General features: G+C 62.8%; 18 protein-coding genes. 12 read left to right on the forward strand and 6 right to left on the reverse strand.

Annotation, left to right across the window (positions count from 1 at the left end; all coding sequences use genetic code 11):
- The first annotated feature begins 31 nt into the window (after positions 1-31).
- From GEV38_RS23330 to GEV38_RS23360, 7 genes are all read left to right on the forward strand, one after another.
- Entirely contained in the window at positions 32-913 is an 882-nt protein-coding gene (locus tag GEV38_RS23330; RefSeq protein ID WP_054572785.1) for a LysR substrate-binding domain-containing protein, read from the forward strand.
- A 133-nt stretch (positions 914-1,046) separates the two neighbouring features.
- Entirely contained in the window at positions 1,047-1,652 is a 606-nt protein-coding gene (locus GEV38_RS23335) for a CDP-alcohol phosphatidyltransferase family protein (RefSeq protein WP_015271813.1), read from the forward strand.
- 30 nt (positions 1,653-1,682) lie between these two features.
- Positions 1,683-3,437 carry a bifunctional alpha/beta hydrolase/class I SAM-dependent methyltransferase gene (locus GEV38_RS23340; RefSeq protein WP_015271814.1) on the forward strand — a complete coding sequence of 585 codons (1,755 nt, stop codon included), beginning with the start codon at positions 1,683-1,685 and terminating at the stop codon, positions 3,435-3,437.
- On the forward strand, positions 3,438-4,769 hold the full coding sequence (locus GEV38_RS23345; protein ID WP_054572784.1) for a phosphatase PAP2/dual specificity phosphatase family protein: 1,332 nt from the start codon (positions 3,438-3,440) through the stop codon (positions 4,767-4,769).
- Positions 4,766-5,197, forward strand: coding sequence for a hypothetical protein (locus GEV38_RS23350; RefSeq protein ID WP_054572783.1), 432 nt, complete (start codon positions 4,766-4,768; stop codon positions 5,195-5,197). The genes GEV38_RS23345 and GEV38_RS23350 overlap by 4 nt, the downstream gene beginning before the upstream one ends.
- Before the next feature lie 10 nt (positions 5,198-5,207).
- The gene (locus tag GEV38_RS23355; RefSeq protein ID WP_015271817.1) at positions 5,208-5,831 is read left to right on the forward strand and encodes a lysophospholipid acyltransferase family protein; all 624 of its coding nucleotides are present in this window, start codon (positions 5,208-5,210) and stop codon (positions 5,829-5,831) included.
- 1 nt (position 5,832) lies between these two features.
- The gene (locus GEV38_RS23360; RefSeq protein ID WP_015271818.1) at positions 5,833-6,765 is read left to right on the forward strand and encodes a phosphatidate cytidylyltransferase; all 933 of its coding nucleotides are present in this window, start codon (positions 5,833-5,835) and stop codon (positions 6,763-6,765) included.
- 216 nt (positions 6,766-6,981) lie between these two features.
- Here GEV38_RS23360 and GEV38_RS23365 read toward each other — a convergent pair whose 3' ends face one another.
- Entirely contained in the window at positions 6,982-7,257 is a 276-nt protein-coding gene (locus tag GEV38_RS23365; RefSeq protein ID WP_015271819.1) for a metal/formaldehyde-sensitive transcriptional repressor, read from the reverse strand.
- 70 nt (positions 7,258-7,327) lie between these two features.
- On the opposite strand from GEV38_RS23365, the gene dmeF reads away from it, so the two are divergent.
- The 4 genes from dmeF to GEV38_RS23385 all read left to right on the forward strand — a co-directional run bounded on the left by dmeF (position 7,328) and on the right by GEV38_RS23385 (position 10,494).
- Complete coding sequence (dmeF, locus tag GEV38_RS23370; RefSeq protein ID WP_015271820.1) at positions 7,328-8,269, forward strand: CDF family Co(II)/Ni(II) efflux transporter DmeF; 942 nt, start codon at positions 7,328-7,330, stop codon at positions 8,267-8,269.
- 96 nt (positions 8,270-8,365) lie between these two features.
- Positions 8,366-8,710: a cupin domain-containing protein gene (locus GEV38_RS23375; protein WP_003258412.1), complete on the forward strand. Its 345-nt coding sequence runs from the start codon at positions 8,366-8,368 to the stop codon at positions 8,708-8,710.
- Between the two features lie 307 nt (positions 8,711-9,017).
- On the forward strand, positions 9,018-9,506 hold the full coding sequence (locus GEV38_RS23380) for a type VI secretion system tube protein Hcp (protein WP_003258410.1): 489 nt from the start codon (positions 9,018-9,020) through the stop codon (positions 9,504-9,506).
- A 10-nt stretch (positions 9,507-9,516) separates the two neighbouring features.
- Positions 9,517-10,494 carry a hypothetical protein gene (locus GEV38_RS23385; RefSeq protein ID WP_015271821.1) on the forward strand — a complete coding sequence of 326 codons (978 nt, stop codon included), beginning with the start codon at positions 9,517-9,519 and terminating at the stop codon, positions 10,492-10,494.
- 479 nt (positions 10,495-10,973) lie between these two features.
- Here GEV38_RS23385 and mmsB read toward each other — a convergent pair whose 3' ends face one another.
- Positions 10,974-11,861, reverse strand: coding sequence for a 3-hydroxyisobutyrate dehydrogenase (gene mmsB / locus GEV38_RS23390; protein WP_015271823.1), 888 nt, complete (start codon positions 11,859-11,861; stop codon positions 10,974-10,976).
- A 10-nt stretch (positions 11,862-11,871) separates the two neighbouring features.
- Positions 11,872-13,398, reverse strand: coding sequence for a CoA-acylating methylmalonate-semialdehyde dehydrogenase (locus GEV38_RS23395; protein ID WP_054572782.1), 1,527 nt, complete (start codon positions 13,396-13,398; stop codon positions 11,872-11,874).
- 132 nt (positions 13,399-13,530) lie between these two features.
- On the opposite strand from GEV38_RS23395, the gene GEV38_RS23400 reads away from it, so the two are divergent.
- A complete protein-coding gene (locus GEV38_RS23400; protein ID WP_025340665.1) occupies positions 13,531-14,481 on the forward strand; it encodes a LysR family transcriptional regulator in 951 nt (316 codons plus the stop codon).
- 904 nt (positions 14,482-15,385) lie between these two features.
- On the opposite strand, the gene GEV38_RS23405 is transcribed toward GEV38_RS23400, so the two are convergent.
- Genes GEV38_RS23405 through GEV38_RS23415 form a run of 3 tightly spaced genes read right to left on the reverse strand, consistent with a single transcriptional unit; the run spans position 15,386 to position 17,716 of the window.
- Entirely contained in the window at positions 15,386-15,877 is a 492-nt protein-coding gene (locus tag GEV38_RS23405; protein WP_054571841.1) for an OmpA family protein, read from the reverse strand.
- A 4-nt stretch (positions 15,878-15,881) separates the two neighbouring features.
- On the reverse strand, positions 15,882-17,153 hold the full coding sequence (locus GEV38_RS23410; RefSeq protein ID WP_054571842.1) for a diguanylate cyclase domain-containing protein: 1,272 nt from the start codon (positions 17,151-17,153) through the stop codon (positions 15,882-15,884).
- A complete protein-coding gene (locus GEV38_RS23415) occupies positions 17,150-17,716 on the reverse strand; it encodes a YfiR family protein (protein WP_043935908.1) in 567 nt (188 codons plus the stop codon). Before GEV38_RS23415 ends, GEV38_RS23410 begins: the two co-directional genes overlap by 4 nt.
- Positions 17,717-17,822 lie beyond the last annotated feature (106 nt).

Here is a 17,822-nt window from a genome sequence, read left to right on the forward strand (position 1 = left end):
CTCAGCCAGACTCTTGCCAGGACAGAGCCACATGCATTTCGATCTGATCGACCTCAGGCTGTTCCAGCACACCCTGGAGTGCGGCAACATCACCGCCGGTGCCAGCCGCAGCCATCTTTCGCTGGCAGCAGCCAGTGCGCGGATCCGCGCCATGGAGGCTTCGCTGGGCATCCCTTTGCTGGAACGCAACCGCCGTGGCGTGCAAGCAACTCTGGCCGGCCAGGCACTGCTGCAGCATGCCCGGCTGATATCGCAGCAGGTCGAGCGCCTGCAGTTCGACCTGGGCCAGTACGTTCAAGGGCAGCAGGGCCAGGTGCGCCTGCTGTGCAACACGGCTGCACTCACGGAGTACCTGCCGGAGCTGCTGGCCGGCTACCTGGCTGAAAACCCAGGCGTCAGCGTGGATGTGCAGGAGTTGCCGAGCCTGCGCATCGTGCAGTCGATTACCCAGGGCATGGCGGACCTGGGCATAGTTTCGACCGCCGCCCCCAGCGAGCACCTGCAGACCCGGCCGTTTCGCGAAGACCCACTGGTGCTTGTAACGCCGCAGCGCCATCCACTGGCCAGCGAGGTAGCGCCGAGCTTTATCGATAGCCTGGCCCATGGCTATGTCGGCCTGGGTGCCGGCAGTGCACTGGCGTTGTACCTGGAAGAGCAGGCGCTGCGCGAGGGGCGGCGCATGCGGGTTCGGGTGCGTGCCGAAGGGTTCGATGGCGTGATCCGCATGGTTGCGGGCGGGGCCGGGGTGGGGGTGGTGCCGCTGGCTGCGGTGAAGCGTTGGCAAGGGGTGTTGCCGTTGCACTGGGTGGCGCTGACGGAACCATGGGCCAATCGCCGGTTGCTGGTGTGTGCACGCGATTTTGCGGCATTGCCGGGGTATGCCGCAGGGTTGGTAACCACCCTCACCCGCTGACCCGATCAGTATGTTGCATGTACTGCGCATGACTTGAAGCCAACGCGATCGATGTAGGAGCGTGCACAGTAAGTGCATTTTTTTAGCCGCTCGCACACAATCCTCCCATCGCACCACCGAAAAGGACTTTCCAGTGGCATCGATCTACCAGCTCAAACCGCGCTTCCAGGCCATGCTCCGCCCTGCTGTCCAGCGCCTCCACGACCGCGGTGTCACCGCCAACCAGGTCACTGTCGCCGCCGCCCTGCTGTCGATCCTGCTGGGCCTGCTGCTGGCTGCCCTGCCCCATCTCACCTGGCTGTTCATTCTGGTGCCAGTCTGGATGCTGCTGCGCATGGCACTGAACGCCGTCGACGGCATGCTCGCCCGTGAGTTCGGCCAGCAATCCACCCTCGGTGCCTACCTCAACGAACTGTGCGACGTGATCGCCGATGCCGCGCTGTACCTGCCCTTCGCCCTGCTGGCCGGTGTATCGCCAACCTTGGTCGTGCTCGTGGTGCTCAGCGCCACCTTCAGCGAATACGCCGGTGTCATGGGCCCACTGGCCGGTGCTTCACGGCGCTACGATGGCCCAATGGGCAAGAGCGACCGGGCCTTTGCCTTCGGTGTGCTGGGTACCGGTGTCGCCCTAGGCCTGCTGAATGGCACCTGGCTCAACGGCTTGTTGCTGGTCATCCTCGCACTCTCGCTCTATACCCTCTACAACCGGGTTCGCCAGGGGCTGGCCGAAACCCGCTGAGCCCACTGCCGTCGCAAAAGGATGTCGACCATGCGCCAAGCGCAAGCGCTGCACTTCTCCACCCATGACGGCGTCGAGCTGTATTACCGTCACTGGCCTGCCACGCGTAACCAACACCAGCCACGCCGGGCCGTGGTGATGTTCCATCGCGGCCACGAACACGGCGGGCGCATGGCACACCTGGCCGACGAGCTGGACATGCCGGGCTACGATTTCTTCGCCTGGGATGCCCGCGGCCACGGCCATTCGCCGGGCGCGCGTGGCGACAGCCCGGGCTTCGCCACCAGCGTGCGCGATGTGCAGACCTTCATCGAGCACATCCAGGCCAGCCATGGCATCGCCGAACAGGACCTGGTGGTGCTGGCGCAGAGCGTAGGGGCCGTGCTCGTCGCCACCTGGGCCCACGACTACGCGCCCAAGGTGCGCTGCCTGGTGCTGGCCTCGCCAGCGTTCAAGGTCAAACTGTATGTGCCGTTCGCCCGCACCGGCCTGAAACTGCTGAAAGCCTTGCGCGGAAACTTCTTCGTAAACAGCTACGTCAAGCCCCGCCTGCTCACCCACGACCCCGAACGGGTCATGTCGTACGTGGCCGACCCGCTGATCAGCCGGCCGATTTCGGTAACCATGCTGCTGGGCCTGTACGAAGCCGCCGACCGGGTGGTGGCGGATGCCCAGGCCATTCAGTTGCCAACCCAACTGCTGGTGTCCGGTGCCGACTTCGTGGTCGAACGCCAACCGCAGGAACGCTTCTTCGAACGCCTGGGCAGTGCGCGCAAGGAAATGCACATCCTGCCAGGTTTTTTCCACGACACCCTTGGCGAGCGTGACAGGGCCCATGCCTTGCGGCGCATCGAGCGGTTTGTCGAACATTGCTTCGCCAGCCCCGCCGCCCTGCCATCACTGCTCGATGCCGACAAGACCGGCGCCAGCTGCGCCGAGGCCGAAAGCCTGGCCGCACCGCTGCCGCGCAACTCGCCCCGCGACCTTTACTGGCGTGCTACCCGTGCCGGGCTGCGGCTGGGCAAGGGGCTGTCCGAAGGTGTGAAGCTGGGTTTCGATACCGGTTTCGATTCGGGCAGTACCCTGGACTACGTGTACCGCAACCAGCCGACCGGCAAAGGCAAGCTCGGTCGCCTGATCGACCAGAACTACCTCGACGCCATCGGCTGGCGCGGCATCCGCCAGCGCAAGCTGCACGTAGAGGAACTGCTGCGCCTGGCCATCGTCCGCCTGCGCGACCAGCAGCGGCCGGTGCACATCGTCGATATCGCCGCCGGCCATGGCCGCTACATTCTCGAGGCCCTGCAGGAGCTCGAACAACTGCCGGATTCGATCCTGCTGCGTGACTACAGCGAACTGAACGTGCAGCAAGGCAGCGCACTGATTGCAGAAAAAGGCCTGACCGACATCGCCCGCTTCGTCCAGGGCGATGCCTTCGACCGCCAGAGCCTGGCGACCCTGGAACAACCACCGACCCTGGCCGTGGTCTCCGGCCTGTACGAACTGTTCGCCAGCAACCAGTTGGTAGGTAACTCGCTGGCCGGCCTGGCCGATGCGCTGGAAGATGGCAGCTATTTGGTCTACACCGGCCAGCCGTGGCACCCGCAACTGGAAATGATCGCCCGCGCCCTCACCAGCCACCGCGGCGGGGAGGCCTGGGTCATGCGTCGCCGCAGCCAGGCCGAAATGGACCAGTTGGTAGAAGCGGCGGGGTTCCGCAAGCTGGCCCAACGCATCGATGAATGGGGCATTTTCAGCGTCAGCCTGGCACAACGGGTGCGCTGAATGAGCCCATCACGCGAGCCCCGGCTGATCCGCCGAGGCGTGTTCTGGCTTCTTTTGCTGGGGCCGCTGTTTTTTCTTAGTTACGGGCTGGCGAACAACCATACCGCCGGGCGCAGTGATGTCGGCAGCCTGGTGTTCGGCTGGGAAAGCCGCATGCCGTTGTGGCCGTGGACGATCATCCCGTACTGGTCGATCGACCTGCTCTACGGTTTGTCCTTCCTGCTGCCACGCACGCGCCAGGAAATGGACCGGCACGCGCTGGCGCTGCTAACCGCGCAGCTGATCAGCGTCAGCTGCTTCCTGCTCTGGCCGCTGCGCTTCACCTTCGAGCGGCCGGAACTGGGCGGGGTGTTCGGCTGGATGTTCGATGTGCTGATGGGCTTCGACAAGCCGTTCAACCAGGCGCCTTCGCTGCATATTGCCCTGCTGGTGATCATCTGGACGATGTTTGCCCGGCACGTGCAGCGCCAGCCCTGGCGTTGGCTGATGCATGGCTGGATGGCACTGATCGGGGTCTCGGTACTGACCACCTGGCAGCACCATTTCATCGACGTGCCGACAGGGGCATTGGCGGGGTTCGTCTGCGTCTGGTTGTGGCCACATCAAGGGCAACCGCCCTGGCAGCAGGTGCGCCTTGCGCGGGATGCCAAGTGTTGGCGGTTGGCGTTGTTCTATACAGTGGGTGGGCTGCTGTGCGCAGTGCCTGCCGTTGCGTTGGGCGGCGCCTGGCTGTGGTTGACCTGGCCGGCCGTGTCGCTGGCTTTGGTGGCGCTGAACTATGGCGTGCTCGGTGCGGGCGGGTTCCAGAAAGGCGCCGATGGGCGCTTGTCGAATGCAGCCAGCTGGCTGCTGGCACCCTACCTGATTGGGGCGTGGGTCAACTCGCGGTTGTGGACATGGCGGCACCCGCAGGCGGATGAAGTGTGTGATGGCGTCTACCTTGGGCGGATTCCTGGGTGTGACGCGCAGTTCGCTGCGGTAGTCGATTTGTGCGCAGAGCTACCGTGCCATGTTCAGGACAGCGCTCCTACACAGGTCGCGTCCGCCGTTGGCTACGCATGTTTTCCTACCCTGGACCTGATCGCCCCGGAAAGCCCATTGCTGCACCAAGCCGCCGTCGCCATCGAACGCCTGCGCTCGCAAGGCCCGGTGCTGGTCTGCTGCGCCCTGGGCTATTCGCGCAGCGCCAGCGCCGTGGCAGCCTGGCTGGTACTCACGGGCCGCTGCAGTGATGCTCGCCAGGCCGAAGCGCTGATCCGCAAGGCGCGCCCTGGCGTGGTGCTGCACAGCGCACACCGCCAGGCCTTGCAACAGCTAGGGACACAACCATGACGCTGTACGTGGTGGCCAGCCTGCTGGGCTGTGGCAAACAACTGGAACGCCTGTCGGACGGCCTCACCCTGCTGGCCCTGGCCTACGGCCTGGCGCCCTTGCTGGGTGCCCAGTTGCAACCGCTGGCCAGCCTGCTGTGCATTGCGCTGCTGGTACTAGGCGTGCTGCACAAGTACTGGGCCATCCGTGTGGCCATCGATGCCCAATTGTTCGCCCGCCTCGCCGCCAGCCGCGACCTGGCGGCGGACACCCAGGCCCTGGACCACGCACTGTTCGAGCTGAAACTCAAACCGCAGGCCGCCGACACCCGAGCATGGCCTGCCCGTAGCCGGGCCGCGCTGACCCTGTTACGCCGCCAGGCAGTGTGCCTGGGCCTGCAGCTGTCGCTGGCCTTGGCTACCCTGCTGACACTGCCTTTGAAGGGATGACTACCGATCCATGCTCGCCAACCTGACCGCCTACCTCATCACTTCCGCCGCCCGCCTGATCACCGGCGCCCGCGCCCTGTGGCTGGGCTGCACGCCGCTGCCGGTGCAGCGCCTGTATTTCGCCAACCACAGCAGCCATGGTGATTTCGTACTGCTGTGGGCCTCGCTGCCGCAGCCGCTGCGCAAGCGTACCCGTCCGGTAGCCGGTGCCGATTACTGGGCCAAGCCGGGCATTCGCGATTTTCTTATCCGCAAGGTCTTCAACGGTGTGCTGATCAACCGGCAACACAGCCCCGGCCAGGGCAGCCCGTTGCAGCCGATCCTCGAAGCAGTGGCCCAGGGCGACTCGCTGATCTTCTTTCCGGAGGGCACCCGCAATCTCGGCGACGAGCCGCTGATGCCGTTCAGGAGCGGGTTGTATCACTTGGCAGCAGCCAACCCTGGAGTCGAACTGGTGCCGGTGTGGATCGCCAATCTCAACCGGGTGATGCCCAAGGGGCGCGCCCTGCCGTTGCCGTTGTTGTGCACATTGAGCTTTGGCGAGCCGCTGCACCTGCAGGCGGATGAAAGCAAGCAAGCCTTTCTCGAGCGGGCCAGCCAGGCCCTGCTGAACCTGGCCCCCAAGGATGCCTGAGATGGACGACAACACCCTTTCCCTGTTTGCCGGCATCGGCGCCCTGCTGCTGCTCGCCAGCGTGATCGGCCGCCTGCTCAAATGGCGCGCCGGCCCGGCACCGCACGCGGTGATCGACAACCTCAACGCCCGCATCAACGCCTGGTGGGTGATGGTGCTGGTGATCGGCATCGCCTTCCTGTTCGGCAAGTACGGCGTGATCGTGCTGTTCTACGGCGTGTCGTTCTATGCTTTGCGCGAGTTCATGACGCTCACCCCGACCCGGCGCAGCGACTACCCGGCACTGGTGGCTGCGTTCTATGTGGCACTGCCGGTGCAGTACGTGCTGATCGCCATGGACTGGTACGGGTTGTTCAGTATCTTCATCCCGGTGTACCTGTTCCTGTTGCTGCCGATCCTGGCCAGCTTCGGCGGCGACACCACGCGCTTTCTCGAGCGCGCCTCGAAGGTGCAGTGGGGGCTGATGATCGCGGTGTACTGCGTGTCGTCGGTGCCGGCATTGATGACCCTGGACATCCCGGGTTACGAGGGCCGCAACCTGTTGCTGATTGCCTGGCTGATCCTTGTGGTGCAGATCAGCGACGTGCTGCAGTACGTGTGCGGCAAGCTGTTCGGCAAGCACAAGGTAGCGCCCAACCTGTCGCCATCCAAGACCGTCGAAGGCCTGGCCGGCGGCGTGGCACTGGCCACCCTGATCGGCGCCCTGCTGTGCTGGATCACCCCGTTCACCTTCTGGCAGGCCGCGCTGATGGCGTTGGCGGTGAACGCCATGGGCTTCTTCGGCGGGCTGGTGATGTCGGCGATCAAGCGCGACCGTGGGGTGAAGGACTGGGGGCACATGATCGAAGGCCACGGCGGCATGCTCGACCGCATGGATTCGGTGTGCTTTGCCGCGCCGGTGTTCTTCCACTTTGTGCGGTATTGGTGGGCGTAGAACGTGTTCGCCTTGAACTTTCTAGTACCCGTAAGATCGAGCGCCGCCCGCGCGGCGCTCGATCTCACAGGCACTGGAAAACTAAAGGCGAGCACTAAGCGGACTGATCGGATGGCAAAGTAAGCACATGCCTTCTGACACGTAAGAAATCAGCAAGTACCATCGGGCACCTATACCCCCCAGGAGTATCCGTATCGCCATAGCTTGGCCGGTCTGCTACTTGAGGTACGACCGCAGCAACGTCGCCACCTTGTCCGCCTCGTCCTGCCGCTCCTCGGCACTCAGCCCTTCCGCCACCAGGTGTTCGCGGATATGCCCTTCCATCACTTCGGCCATCAGCCCGTTCACCGCACCGCGCACGGCGGCGATCTGCTGCAGTATCGCCAGGCAGTCCTTGTCCTGCTCCAGCGCTGTCTCCAGGGCGGCGGCCTGGCCTTTGATCTTGCGCACCCGGGTCAGCAGCTGCTTCTTGCTCTTCAGGGTATGTGCCATTGGGTTTCACACCATGCTAGGTATACTGGGGTATAGTATATTTCTCGACGTTCCGGGAGCATGATAAACCATGGCAACACAAACCTCAGACCGCTGGCAGCACAGCCACCAGTTCCATACCAGCAACCTGAGCGCCGAGCGCAAGACGCGCCTGGCCGTGTGGCTGACCGCGGTAATGATGGTGGCGGAAATTACCGGGGGCTGGTTCTTCAATTCCATGGCGTTGCTAGCCGACGGCTGGCACATGAGCTCCCACGCCCTGGCCCTGGGCCTGTCGCTGCTGGCCTATGCCGCCGCGCGGCGTTATGCCGGCGACCGGCGCTTTGCCTTCGGCACCTGGAAGATCGAGATTCTCGGCGGCTACTCCAGCGCCCTGCTGTTGCTGGGCGTGGCCGGGCTGATGGCATTCCAGTCGGTGGAGCGCCTGCTGGCACCGGGGCCGATCCACTATGACGAGGCGATCTTCATCGCCGCCGTGGGCCTGGCCGTCAACCTGATCTGCGCCTGGCTGCTGCGTGACGACCATCACCATCACGATCATCACCACCATGGCCACGACCATCACCATGACCATGGCCACCATCACCACGACCTGAACCTGCGCTCGGCCTACCTGCACGTGATGGCCGACGCCGCGACCTCGGTGCTGGCTATCGTCGCCCTGCTGGCCGGCAAGTACTGGGGCGCCGGCTGGCTCGACCCGGTCATGGGCCTGGTCGGTGCGCTGCTGGTGGCGCTGTGGGCCCGCGGGCTACTGCGCGATACCGGGCGAGTGCTGCTGGATGCGGAGATGGACGCGCCGGTAGTGGAGGAAATCCGCGAGGTGGTCGCGCAGCTGCCGGTGCCGGCCAGCATCACCGACCTGCACGTGTGGCGCGTGGGCAAAGACCAGTACGCCTGCATTCTCGGCCTGGCCGCCCGGGCCGAACTCAGCGCCGACAGCGTGCGCCAGTCCCTGGGCGTACACGAAGAACTGGCACACATCACCGTCGAGGTCAACCGCCTGGCATAGCGCGACCAGACAGCTGGACGTCGAGCCCAGGCAACTGCGGCTCGGCCGATGGCCCTATGGTGACGAGTCATTCAGCCAGTCACCAGGAGTTGTGCCATGTCCGATTTCATCACCGTCCTGCGCGAAACCTGCCCGACGCCGGTCGTGGACGCCACCAAGTGGAAGCGCATCGGCGGCGATCCGCACACCGTCAACCTCAACGCCTACCTGTCGGCCGACGGCAGCAAGATCATGGGCACCTGGATCTGCACCCCGGGCAAGTTCGAGGTCAACTACGAGAAGTGGGAGTTCTGCCACTTCCTTGATGGCTACTGCATCATCACCCCGGAAGGCGAAGAGCCGAAGCACCTGAAAGCGGGTGATGTGTTCGTGATCGAACCGGGGATGAAAGGCACCTGGGAAGTGGTCGAGACCGTGCGCAAGTACTTTGTCTTTGCTTGATTCATAAGCGGACCTTGGTTTGGGTCATGTGGGATGAGTGAAAACTCCCACATGACTCTGCTCGCAATTCAACATGATGAATAAGGCAACCAGAAGTTTAATAAACATCACCCTATTGCAAGGATAACAGTTACATTTTTTGACATATGAATTCAGCTTCCCCCCTTCATTTGTAGTCCATTTCTGAACTGCACCTCTTCATCCCCTGAAGTATTGCCCCCGACTCATCGCAGGCCTAGGCTCTGCACATCATCCGGGTCACCGGGCAGCAATACCCAATTGATTCAATTGCCAGGGAGAAGAAAACGTGGCTTTCGACGCCTACATTCAGATCGACAACATTCCAGGCGAAGCACTGGACAAGCAATACAGCAAATGGATTGAAGTGCTTGGCTACGATTTCGGCGTCAGCCAAAGCACATCTGCCACTGCAAGTTCTACTGGCGGAGCCACTTCCGGCCGTACCTCTGTCACCAACTTCACTTTCACCAAATACCTCGACAGTGCCAGTTGCAAACTGATGGAGGCCAGTTGCACCGGGCAGCACCTCAAGGAAGTGAAACTGGCACTCTGCCGCGCGGGTGGTGACAAACTCAAGTACTACGAAATCATCCTCGAGGAAGTGATCATCGCCGAGTATTCGCAGAGCGTGGACACCGGCGTACCGCTTGAAGTAGTGCAGCTCAACTACGGCCGGATCAAGACCACCTATACCCAGCAGCGGCGCATTGATGGCGCCGGTGGCGGCAATATCGCCGGCGGCTGGGACCGGATCGGCAACAAGAAATACGCGTGAGGACAAGGCTATGTCTGAAGCCCGGGCGTTTCTCAATCTCAAGCTGCAAAACTATCATAGGCTGAAATCCGACCTGGCGCTGACCGGTCATTCCCTGGAAAAGTTTGACGTGCTGAATTCGCACATCGCCAATACTGTGGTCCGTAGCGGTGAACTTATCATCATCGGCGATCCCACCACGGCTTCCTGCACCAGCCAGGAAGCCTGGATGATGAGACAGGCGACGATTGCGCACATGGGGCTGATGCGCAACGGCCAAGGTGTGGATAACTTTTTCCTGGACAATTTCGAGACCTTGAAGAGCCTCATCGCGCATGCATCTGTGGGCGCTGGTGTAGTCAGTGAAGGGTGGAGCAAGCACCTGAAAGCTATCGAGGCCACCTTGATGGATATCGAGAAGCTGCATCAACAGCATCTCGGGTCAGGGGCCATGGCGGCTCGCGATCAGTTCTATGCAAAGCGTGCCGTCTTGTTCATGAAGTTGGATGAGCAGCTGAACAAGCTGGCGGCTTATGGTTCCGGGATAAGGAACAAAGGCTCGATCAAAAGGACGCTGGGGATATCCACAAAGAGTTATTTGCATACCGGCGAGATTGCAGGATATGCCAACAAAGTCTCAGGCGTGGCGACGGCTGCTAATTTGATCAAGAAAGGAACGTATGTAGGGATTGCATTAGACGTCGCTGCCACGGGCCTGGAGATACATAAAGCCTGTACGCTCGGACGCGAGGAGGAATGCAAAAAGGCGCATTATGTCGAGATTAGTTCATTAACCTTGGGCTTGTTGGGTACTACTGCTGGGGCAGCCAGTGGCAAGCTTATTCTTGGTGCTGCTTGCAGCGTGGTGTTTGGCGTAGCGACAGGTGGAACCGGAGCACTCGCTTGTGGGATATTCGGCGGTACAGTGGGGGGAATGGCAGGCGGAAAATTTGGGAATGAAGCAGGCGCCTGGGCTGGGGAACTTCTATACGAGGCAGTCGCAAAATGACAATCATGCACTGGATTTTTTTAGTCTACAGCATGACAGTCACAACTTTACTTTTCTTGAACCTGGCATTAACAATATATATCGCTCATCGCAAAATTGATTACATTGAAGGATTTTTATTAAATTGCAATGCAATAACCGGCGAAAAAAAACTCTGGCTACATGCTGGCTTGATGGGAAAATTCTTTCGACTAACGAATATATCATTCATACTGCTCATTCCTAAAATCTATGCACGAAAAAACCTCATTGACATCAAAGAAATAAATAATCTACCTTCAAAAATCAAGACCCTCCTAATCTTCATAGGCTCCTCGCTTTTGATATTGACTATCGCATTTTTTGGTTTGGGAATTTTCATGTATTACTTACCCCCCTTGCCTAAATAATGCTCAAAAAACATCGCAGTACGGGCCCCTCCCCTCTGGTGCGCAGTTACAGAGGGAAGGCCGCCCGGCCCGCGATAAAGTCCTCGCTCGTCAATCCTTCTTGCGGTAACCCTCGACGATCGCCGAGAAGTCCTTGCCACCCTCGCCGCGCAGGCTCATGGCCTGGTACAGCTGCTGGGCCACGGCCCCCAGGATCACCGGTTGATGCGCCTGGCGTGCAGCCTCGGTGGCCAGCCCCAGGTCCTTGAGCATCAGCTCGGCGCCAAAGCCACCGGTATAGCCACGCGATGCCGGCGCGGTTTCGATGATGCCCGGCCACGGGTTGTAGGTGTCCGAGCTCCAGCAACGCCCGGTCGAACTGTTGATGATGCCGGCCAGCACCTTGGTGTCGATGCCCAGCGCGTTGCCCAGGGCCATGGCCTCGGACACGCCGATCATCGAGATACCCAGCAGCAGGTTGTTGCAGATCTTGGCGATCTGCCCGGTGCCGACTTCACCGCAGTGCACGATGTTGCGGCCCATCTGCTCCAGTACCGGCTTGAGGGTGGCAAACAGCTCGGTGCTGGCACCGACCATGAAGGTCAGGGTGCCTGCCGCCGCGCCGCCGGTGCCACCGGACACCGGTGCATCGCCCATGTCCACGCCCTTGGCCGCTGCGGCCTTGGACACATCACGCGCCGTCTGCGGGTCGATGGTGCTGCAATCCACGGTCGGCGTGCCGGGGCGAATGCCCGCCAGCACACCGTCTTCGTTCAGGTACACGCTGCGCACATGGGCAGCAGCCGGCAGCATGGTGATCACCAGCTCGCTGTTGGCCGCCGCGTCCTTGGGCGACGGGCTGACCTGCCCGCCCAGTTCTGCCAGCTCGGCCAGCACAGCCTTGTTCAGGTCGAACAGGTTCAGTTGGTGCCCGGCCTTGATCAGGTTGCGGGCCATGGGTGCGCCCATGTTGCCCAGGCCAATGAATGCGATACGCATGACTCTCTCCTTAGCGCAGGCTGATGGTGGTGTTCACACCATCGTTGACACTGTCGTCATCGAACCAGCGGGCGGTGACGGTCTTGGTCTGAGTGTAGAACTGCACCACTTGCTTGCCGTACGGGCCGAGGTCGCCGAGCTTGGAGCCACGCGAGCCGGTGAAGCTGAAGAACGGTACCGGTACCGGGATCGGGATGTTGATACCGACCTGGCCGATGTCGATTTCGCTCTGGAACTTACGCGCTGCCGCGCCGCTCTGGGTGAACAGGCCGGTACCGTTACCGAACGGGTTGGCGTTGACCAGGGCGATGGCCTCGTCGAGGGTGTCGACCTCCAGGGTCACCAGCACCGGGCCGAAGATTTCCTGGGTGTAGACCTGCATGTCGGTCTTCACGCCCGAGAACAGGGTCGGGCCAATGAAGTTGCCTTGCTCGTAGCCCGGTACCGTGACGTCACGGCCGTCGAGTTCCAGCTTGGCGCCTTCCTTGATGCCGCTTTCGATCAGGCCCAGCACACGCTCCTTGGCGCGTTTGGAGACCACCGGGCCGACATCGGTGCCTGGCTCGCAGCCGGCATTGACCTTGAGCTTGCTGGCCGCTTCCTTGATATCCGGCAGCCATTCACGGGCCTTGCCCACCAACACCGCCACCGAGGTGGCCATGCAGCGCTGGCCTGCTGCACCGAAGGCGGCACCGACCAGGGCGTTGACGGTTTGCGTGCGGTTGGCATCGGGCAGCACCACCGCGTGGTTCTTGGCGCCCATCATCGACTGCACGCGCTTGCCGTGCTGGCTGCCCAGGTTGTACACGTGGGTGCCCACTTCAGTGGAGCCGACGAAGGAAATCGCCTTGATGTCCTGGTGGGTGCAAATGGCATCCACCACTTGCTTGCCGCCATGCACCACGTTGAGCACGCCAGCCGGTATGCCGGCTTCCAGCGCCAGTTCGACCAGCAGCATGGTCGACAGCGGGTCCTGCTCGGACGGCTTGAGCACGAAGGTGTTGCCGCAGACGATGGCCATGGGGAACATCCACAGCGGGATCATCGCCGGGAAGTTGAACGGGGTGATGCCGGCGCACACGCCGATCGGCTGGCGCAGGGTATAGGTATCGACGCCGCCGGCAACGTTCTCGGCGAATTCGCCCATCTGCAGGGTGCCGATGGAGGCGGCGTGCTCGACCACTTCCAGGCCGCGGAAGATATCGCCTTCGGCGTCGGCCAGGGTCTTGCCCTGCTCGGCACTGAGGACTTGGGCGATGCGTTTGGTGTTTTCGCGGATCAGCGCCTGCAGCTTGAGCATGATGCGCATGCGCGCACCGATCGGCGTGTTACGCCAGGTCTGGAAGGCACGTTGGGCAGCGGCCACGGCCGCGTCGACTTCTTCGACGGTGGCGAACGGTACGCGCGCCAGCACCTCTTGGGTGGCCGGGTTGACGATGTCGCGCCATTCGGTGGTCGTGGACTCGACCCATTGGCCGTCGATCAGCAGCTTGACCTGCTCGATTTTGGTCTGGTTAGGGGATTGCGGTGCGTTCATCTGCGTTCTCCTTGGAATTATTGTCGGGACGAGATCGCCAGCGCCGTGCAAACGCGAGGTGGCGTCCTGAGGCTTGTTTCGAGTATAGATGTGCAAACATCCAACAAGAACGCACAAAAAAACCGGATCATCATGCAAAAAGACCTTACATCCCTGAGCGCGCTCAACTGGGACGACCTGAAGTTCTTCCTTGAAGTGGCGCGTACGCGCAAGGCCAGCAGCGCCGCCAAGCGCCTGAGCGTGGACTACACCACTGTGTCGCGGCGCATCAGCTCGCTGGAGGGGGCGCTGGGCACCTTGCTGTTCGAGAAATCCCGGACCAACGGCTTTGTCCTCACCGCCGAGGGCCAGCGCTTGCTGGGCTATGCCGAGTCGATCGAGAGCACGCTGCACATGGCTTGCGAGCAGGTGTCCGGCTCGGGTGTGGCGTTGTCGGGGCATGTGCGCATGGGCTGCACCGAAGGCTTCGGCAGTTTCTTCGTCACCCCGCAGCTAAGCCATTTCGTCGATGCCTACCCGGCGATTTCGGTGGACATCCTGCCGCTGCCGCACTTCATCAGCCTGTCCAAGCGCGAGGCGGACATCGTCATCGCCCTGGAGCGGCCGGAGCATGGGCCTTATGTGTGCTGCAAGCTGTGCGACTACCGCTTGCGGCTTTACGCGACCCAGGGCTACCTGGACAGCCATGCACCGATCAACCAGATCGCGGACCTGGCCAGGCACCCGTTCATCAGCTACGTGGACGACCTGGCGTTCAGTTCGGAGCTGCTGTACCTGGCCAACCTGATCCCCAGCGCCAGCGCGCATTTACGCAGTACCAGCGTGATTGCCCAGTACACGGCAGCTTTGCAAGGACGTGGGTTGGCAATTCTGCCGTGCTTCCTCGCCGCACAGGACCCGCGGTTGGTGACGGTGCTGCCGGAGGAGATCGAGGTGACGCGGCAGTTCTGGATGTATTGCCGGGAGGATTTGAGGAAGTTGAAGCGGATTACCCTGCTGTGGGATTACATCCGAGGGGTGACCGAGGCGAATGCACCGTTGTTGATGGGGGAGACACGGGAGATGCGCTTTGCTCAGGAATGAGGGGCTGCTGCGTAGCCCATAGCCGGCAAGCCAGCTCCCACAAGGTCTGCGCCGGATTCAAGGCATGCGCAGGACCTGTAGGAGCGGGCGTGCCCGCGAACACCGGCGCAGCCGGTGCCAGTCACCGAGTCGCCTGCTTCGCGGGCTTGCCCGCTCCCACAGGCACTGTGCTGGATTCAAGACAGGTGCTGTACCTGTGGGAGCCGGCTTGCCGGCGAACACCGGCGCAGCCGGTGCCAGTCACCGAGTCGCCTGCTTCGCGGGCTTGCCCGCTCCCACAGGCACTGTGCTGGATTCAAGACAGGTGCTGTACCTGTGGGAGCCGGCTTGCCGGCGAACACCGGCGCAGCCGGTGCCAGTCACCGAGTCGCCTGCTTCGCGGGCTTGCCCGCTCCCACAGGCACTGTGCTGGATTCAAGACAGGCGCTGTACCTGTGGGAGCCGGCTTGCCGGCGAACACCGGCGCAGCCGGTGCCAGTCACCGAGTCGCCTGCTTCGCGGGCTTGCCCGCTCCCACAGGCACTGTGCTGGATTCAAGACAGGTGCTGTAACTGTGGGAGCCGGCTTGCCGGCGATCACCGGCGCAGCCGGTGCCAGACACCGAGTCGCCTGCTTCGCGGGCTTGCCCGCTCCCACAGGCACTGTGCTGGATTCAAGACAGGTGCTGTAACTGTGGGAGCCGGCTTGCCGGCGATCACCGGAACAGCCGGTGCCAGACACCGAGTCGCCTGCTTCGCGGGCTTGCCCGCTCCCACAGGTACTGTGCTGGATTCAAGACAGGTGCTGTACCTGTGGGAGCCGGCTTGCCGGCGAACACCGGCGCAGCCGGTGCCAGGCAACGCGTTGCCTGCTTCGCGGGCAAGCCCGCCCCTACACGCGGATATGCTGGCCTGGGAGGCTGTGGTCAGTAGGAAGCCACCACAATGGACACCCGCCGGTTCTCGGTACGCCCGGCGCTGGTGCGGTTGTTCGCCACCGGCTGGCTGCTGCCCAGCCCGCGGGACTGGATGTTCTGCGCCGGCATGCCTACCCCGACCAGCGCCCTGGCAACGCTCTGCGCACGGCGCTCGGACAGTTGCTGGTTATACGCCACCTTGCCGGACGAGTCGGCGTGCCCGTCCACCCGCACGCCCTGGATGCCAACGCCGAGCAGCGACTTGCCAATACGCTCGACAATCGCCTGGCTCTGGCTGTTGAGGTTGTCCAGGTCGCTGCCGAACAGCACCTTGCCGGACAAATCGTAGGCCCAGCCTTCGTCGGTCGGGGTAAAGCCTTCACGCTTGAGCACGGCAATCTGCTCGGCGGTCAGGCCTTTGGGCGGAGCGCTCTGGCAGCCGGTCAGCCCCAGCACGGCGAGCAACAAGACCCAAAGGGGGAAACGCAAAGCCTGTAACACGGGTTCAACTCCTGTTCTTGATTTCGCTGGCGGACCGTTCCGTCTGCGCCACTTGCCAATGGCCACGGCGTTTGCGCTTGGCCTGGTACATCGCCGCATCGGCGGCATTCAGAAGACTGGCGGGGTCGGCGCCGTCATCCGGGTAATAGGCAATACCGACACTCAACGAGGTGGCGATACTGCGACCGCTGTCCAGCTGCACCGGCAACTTCATGCTGGCAACGATCTTCTCGGCAATGTGCTCGGCGTCCTGGCGCGAATGCAAAGGCGTCAGCAGCACGGCGAACTCATCGCCACCCAGGCGCGCTACCAGGTCGTGCTCGCGCAGCAGGGCGCGAACGCGGTCGGCCACGCTTATCAGCACTTCGTCGCCGACCGCATGGCCGAGGGTGTCGTTGATCTGCTTGAAGTGGTCACTGTCGAGGAACAGCAGCGCCAGGTGATCCTGCTGCCGTTCGGCATTGCGCACGCTGCGGCTCAGGCGCCCCTCGAAGAAGGCGCGGTTGGGCAGGCCGGTCAGGCTGTCGTGGCTGGCCTGGTGCGCCAGGGTCTGGTTTTCGTTCTGCAGGTGGCTGTGCCATACCTCCAGCTCATCCAGCAGGGCATTGAAGTCATTGCCCAGTTCGTGGAGCTCGGCAATCGGCGCTTCCGGCACGCGCCGGTCGAAACGGCGCTCGCGGCGGGCAGCGTGGGCGACACTGGCCAGGCCGCGCAGCGGGCGGACGATATCGCTTAGCAGACGCCGCGACAGGTACTGGGCAGCCAGGGCGCTGAGCACCGTGCAGAACAGAATGCCGGCCAACCCGCTGAACAGGAACAGCAACAGGCTTCTCCCCTGGCCAACCAGCTCGATGCGCCCGACCTGCTGTTGCTGGTGCGTGATCGGCAGGTTGATCGGCTCATCCAGCAAGGCGGTGGCCACCTGCGCCTCCAGCCGCGCGAGCACGCCGGTATCGCTGCGCTGCCAATGCGCCAGCTGCTCGCCTTCGTTGTTGAAGACCCTGGCTTCGGCCACTTCCTCGGTACTGGCAATCAGCGCCAGCGACTCATTGGCCGCAGCGCTGTCGTCAAACACCACCGCCGCTTCCACGGTGTAGCTGATCGAGCGGGCGATCAGGTGCAGGTTGTCGTTGGCGTAGACACGCAAGGCGAGCACGCCCAGCAGGGTCAGGGATATGCCGGCCAGGCCCACGGCGAGCAAGGCGACGCTGAGGTGGCCACGGCCCAGCACCGAGCGCAGGGTCGGGCGCACGCCGCGCTTGCGGGTTGGTTTCATGGTTGCACCGCCCGGCGCCGCGACAATTGCAGCACGCTGGGATGAATGTGCACGCCGGAGCGTGCCACCGAGTCCAGGTTGACTTCAAAGGCTACCTGTTGGTCGCTGACCCGCAAGCAGAACAGGCTACCGACCGTGCACGGGTCGTCTGCCTCGCTGATGCTCAGCACCGGGTGGCCACTGACGCGCTCGAACAGCCGGTCGCGCTGGCCCTGGTCGAGTTTGCCAATGTAGATGGCGTCGCAGGCCTGGGCGACCTGGCTATCGTCTGCCAGCAGCCGCCGCACCTGCAGCGGTCGGCCAGACTCCTGCACATGGCCTTTGATCAGGTCATCGGCGTATTCGGTCGGGCCGACCAGGCACAGGCGCAAGGGCGAAGGTTCGACGGGCCAGCGGGCGTAGCTGAAGATGCCCAACACCACCTGGGTGACCGCCTTGGCACGTTGCTGCGCCTGGGCGGCAGTCATGGCGGGGTCTGCCTGGGCCGGACCTGCGGAAAGGAACAGGGCGGCCAGCAATAGCGAAAGCACACATCTCGTCACTCGCCTTGCGGCCACGTTCATGTGGGAAATCTCTTAAGGTCCTTTCCGATATCGGCGCAACGATAGCACATGGCCGCATCAATGTAGGTACGAGCAGCTTTGTGCATGGGGATTGATGGCCCCATCG

This window comes from Pseudomonas sp. 13159349 (genome assembly GCF_013305685.1).
GTDB classification, from domain to species: domain Bacteria; phylum Pseudomonadota; class Gammaproteobacteria; order Pseudomonadales; family Pseudomonadaceae; genus Aquipseudomonas; species Aquipseudomonas asiatica.

Coding starts and splice junctions, on each gene's coding strand:
- GEV38_RS23400 (WP_025340665.1), top strand. CDS start 13,531: ATGCAAAAAGACCTTACATCCCTGAGCGCGCTCAACTGGGACGACCTG.
- GEV38_RS23330 (WP_054572785.1), top strand. CDS start 32: ATGCATTTCGATCTGATCGACCTCAGGCTGTTCCAGCACACCCTGGAG.
- GEV38_RS23415 (WP_043935908.1), bottom strand. CDS start 17,716: ATGAACGTGGCCGCAAGGCGAGTGACGAGATGTGTGCTTTCGCTATTG.
- GEV38_RS23345 (WP_054572784.1), top strand. CDS start 3,438: ATGAGCCCATCACGCGAGCCCCGGCTGATCCGCCGAGGCGTGTTCTGG.
- GEV38_RS23360 (WP_015271818.1), top strand. CDS start 5,833: ATGGACGACAACACCCTTTCCCTGTTTGCCGGCATCGGCGCCCTGCTG.
- dmeF (WP_015271820.1), top strand. CDS start 7,328: ATGGCAACACAAACCTCAGACCGCTGGCAGCACAGCCACCAGTTCCAT.
- GEV38_RS23385 (WP_015271821.1), top strand. CDS start 9,517: ATGTCTGAAGCCCGGGCGTTTCTCAATCTCAAGCTGCAAAACTATCAT.
- GEV38_RS23375 (WP_003258412.1), top strand. CDS start 8,366: ATGTCCGATTTCATCACCGTCCTGCGCGAAACCTGCCCGACGCCGGTC.
- GEV38_RS23365 (WP_015271819.1), bottom strand. CDS start 7,257: ATGGCACATACCCTGAAGAGCAAGAAGCAGCTGCTGACCCGGGTGCGC.
- GEV38_RS23395 (WP_054572782.1), bottom strand. CDS start 13,398: ATGAACGCACCGCAATCCCCTAACCAGACCAAAATCGAGCAGGTCAAG.
- GEV38_RS23410 (WP_054571842.1), bottom strand. CDS start 17,153: ATGAAACCAACCCGCAAGCGCGGCGTGCGCCCGACCCTGCGCTCGGTG.
- GEV38_RS23340 (WP_015271814.1), top strand. CDS start 1,683: ATGCGCCAAGCGCAAGCGCTGCACTTCTCCACCCATGACGGCGTCGAG.
- mmsB (WP_015271823.1), bottom strand. CDS start 11,861: ATGCGTATCGCATTCATTGGCCTGGGCAACATGGGCGCACCCATGGCC.
- GEV38_RS23355 (WP_015271817.1), top strand. CDS start 5,208: ATGCTCGCCAACCTGACCGCCTACCTCATCACTTCCGCCGCCCGCCTG.
- GEV38_RS23350 (WP_054572783.1), top strand. CDS start 4,766: ATGACGCTGTACGTGGTGGCCAGCCTGCTGGGCTGTGGCAAACAACTG.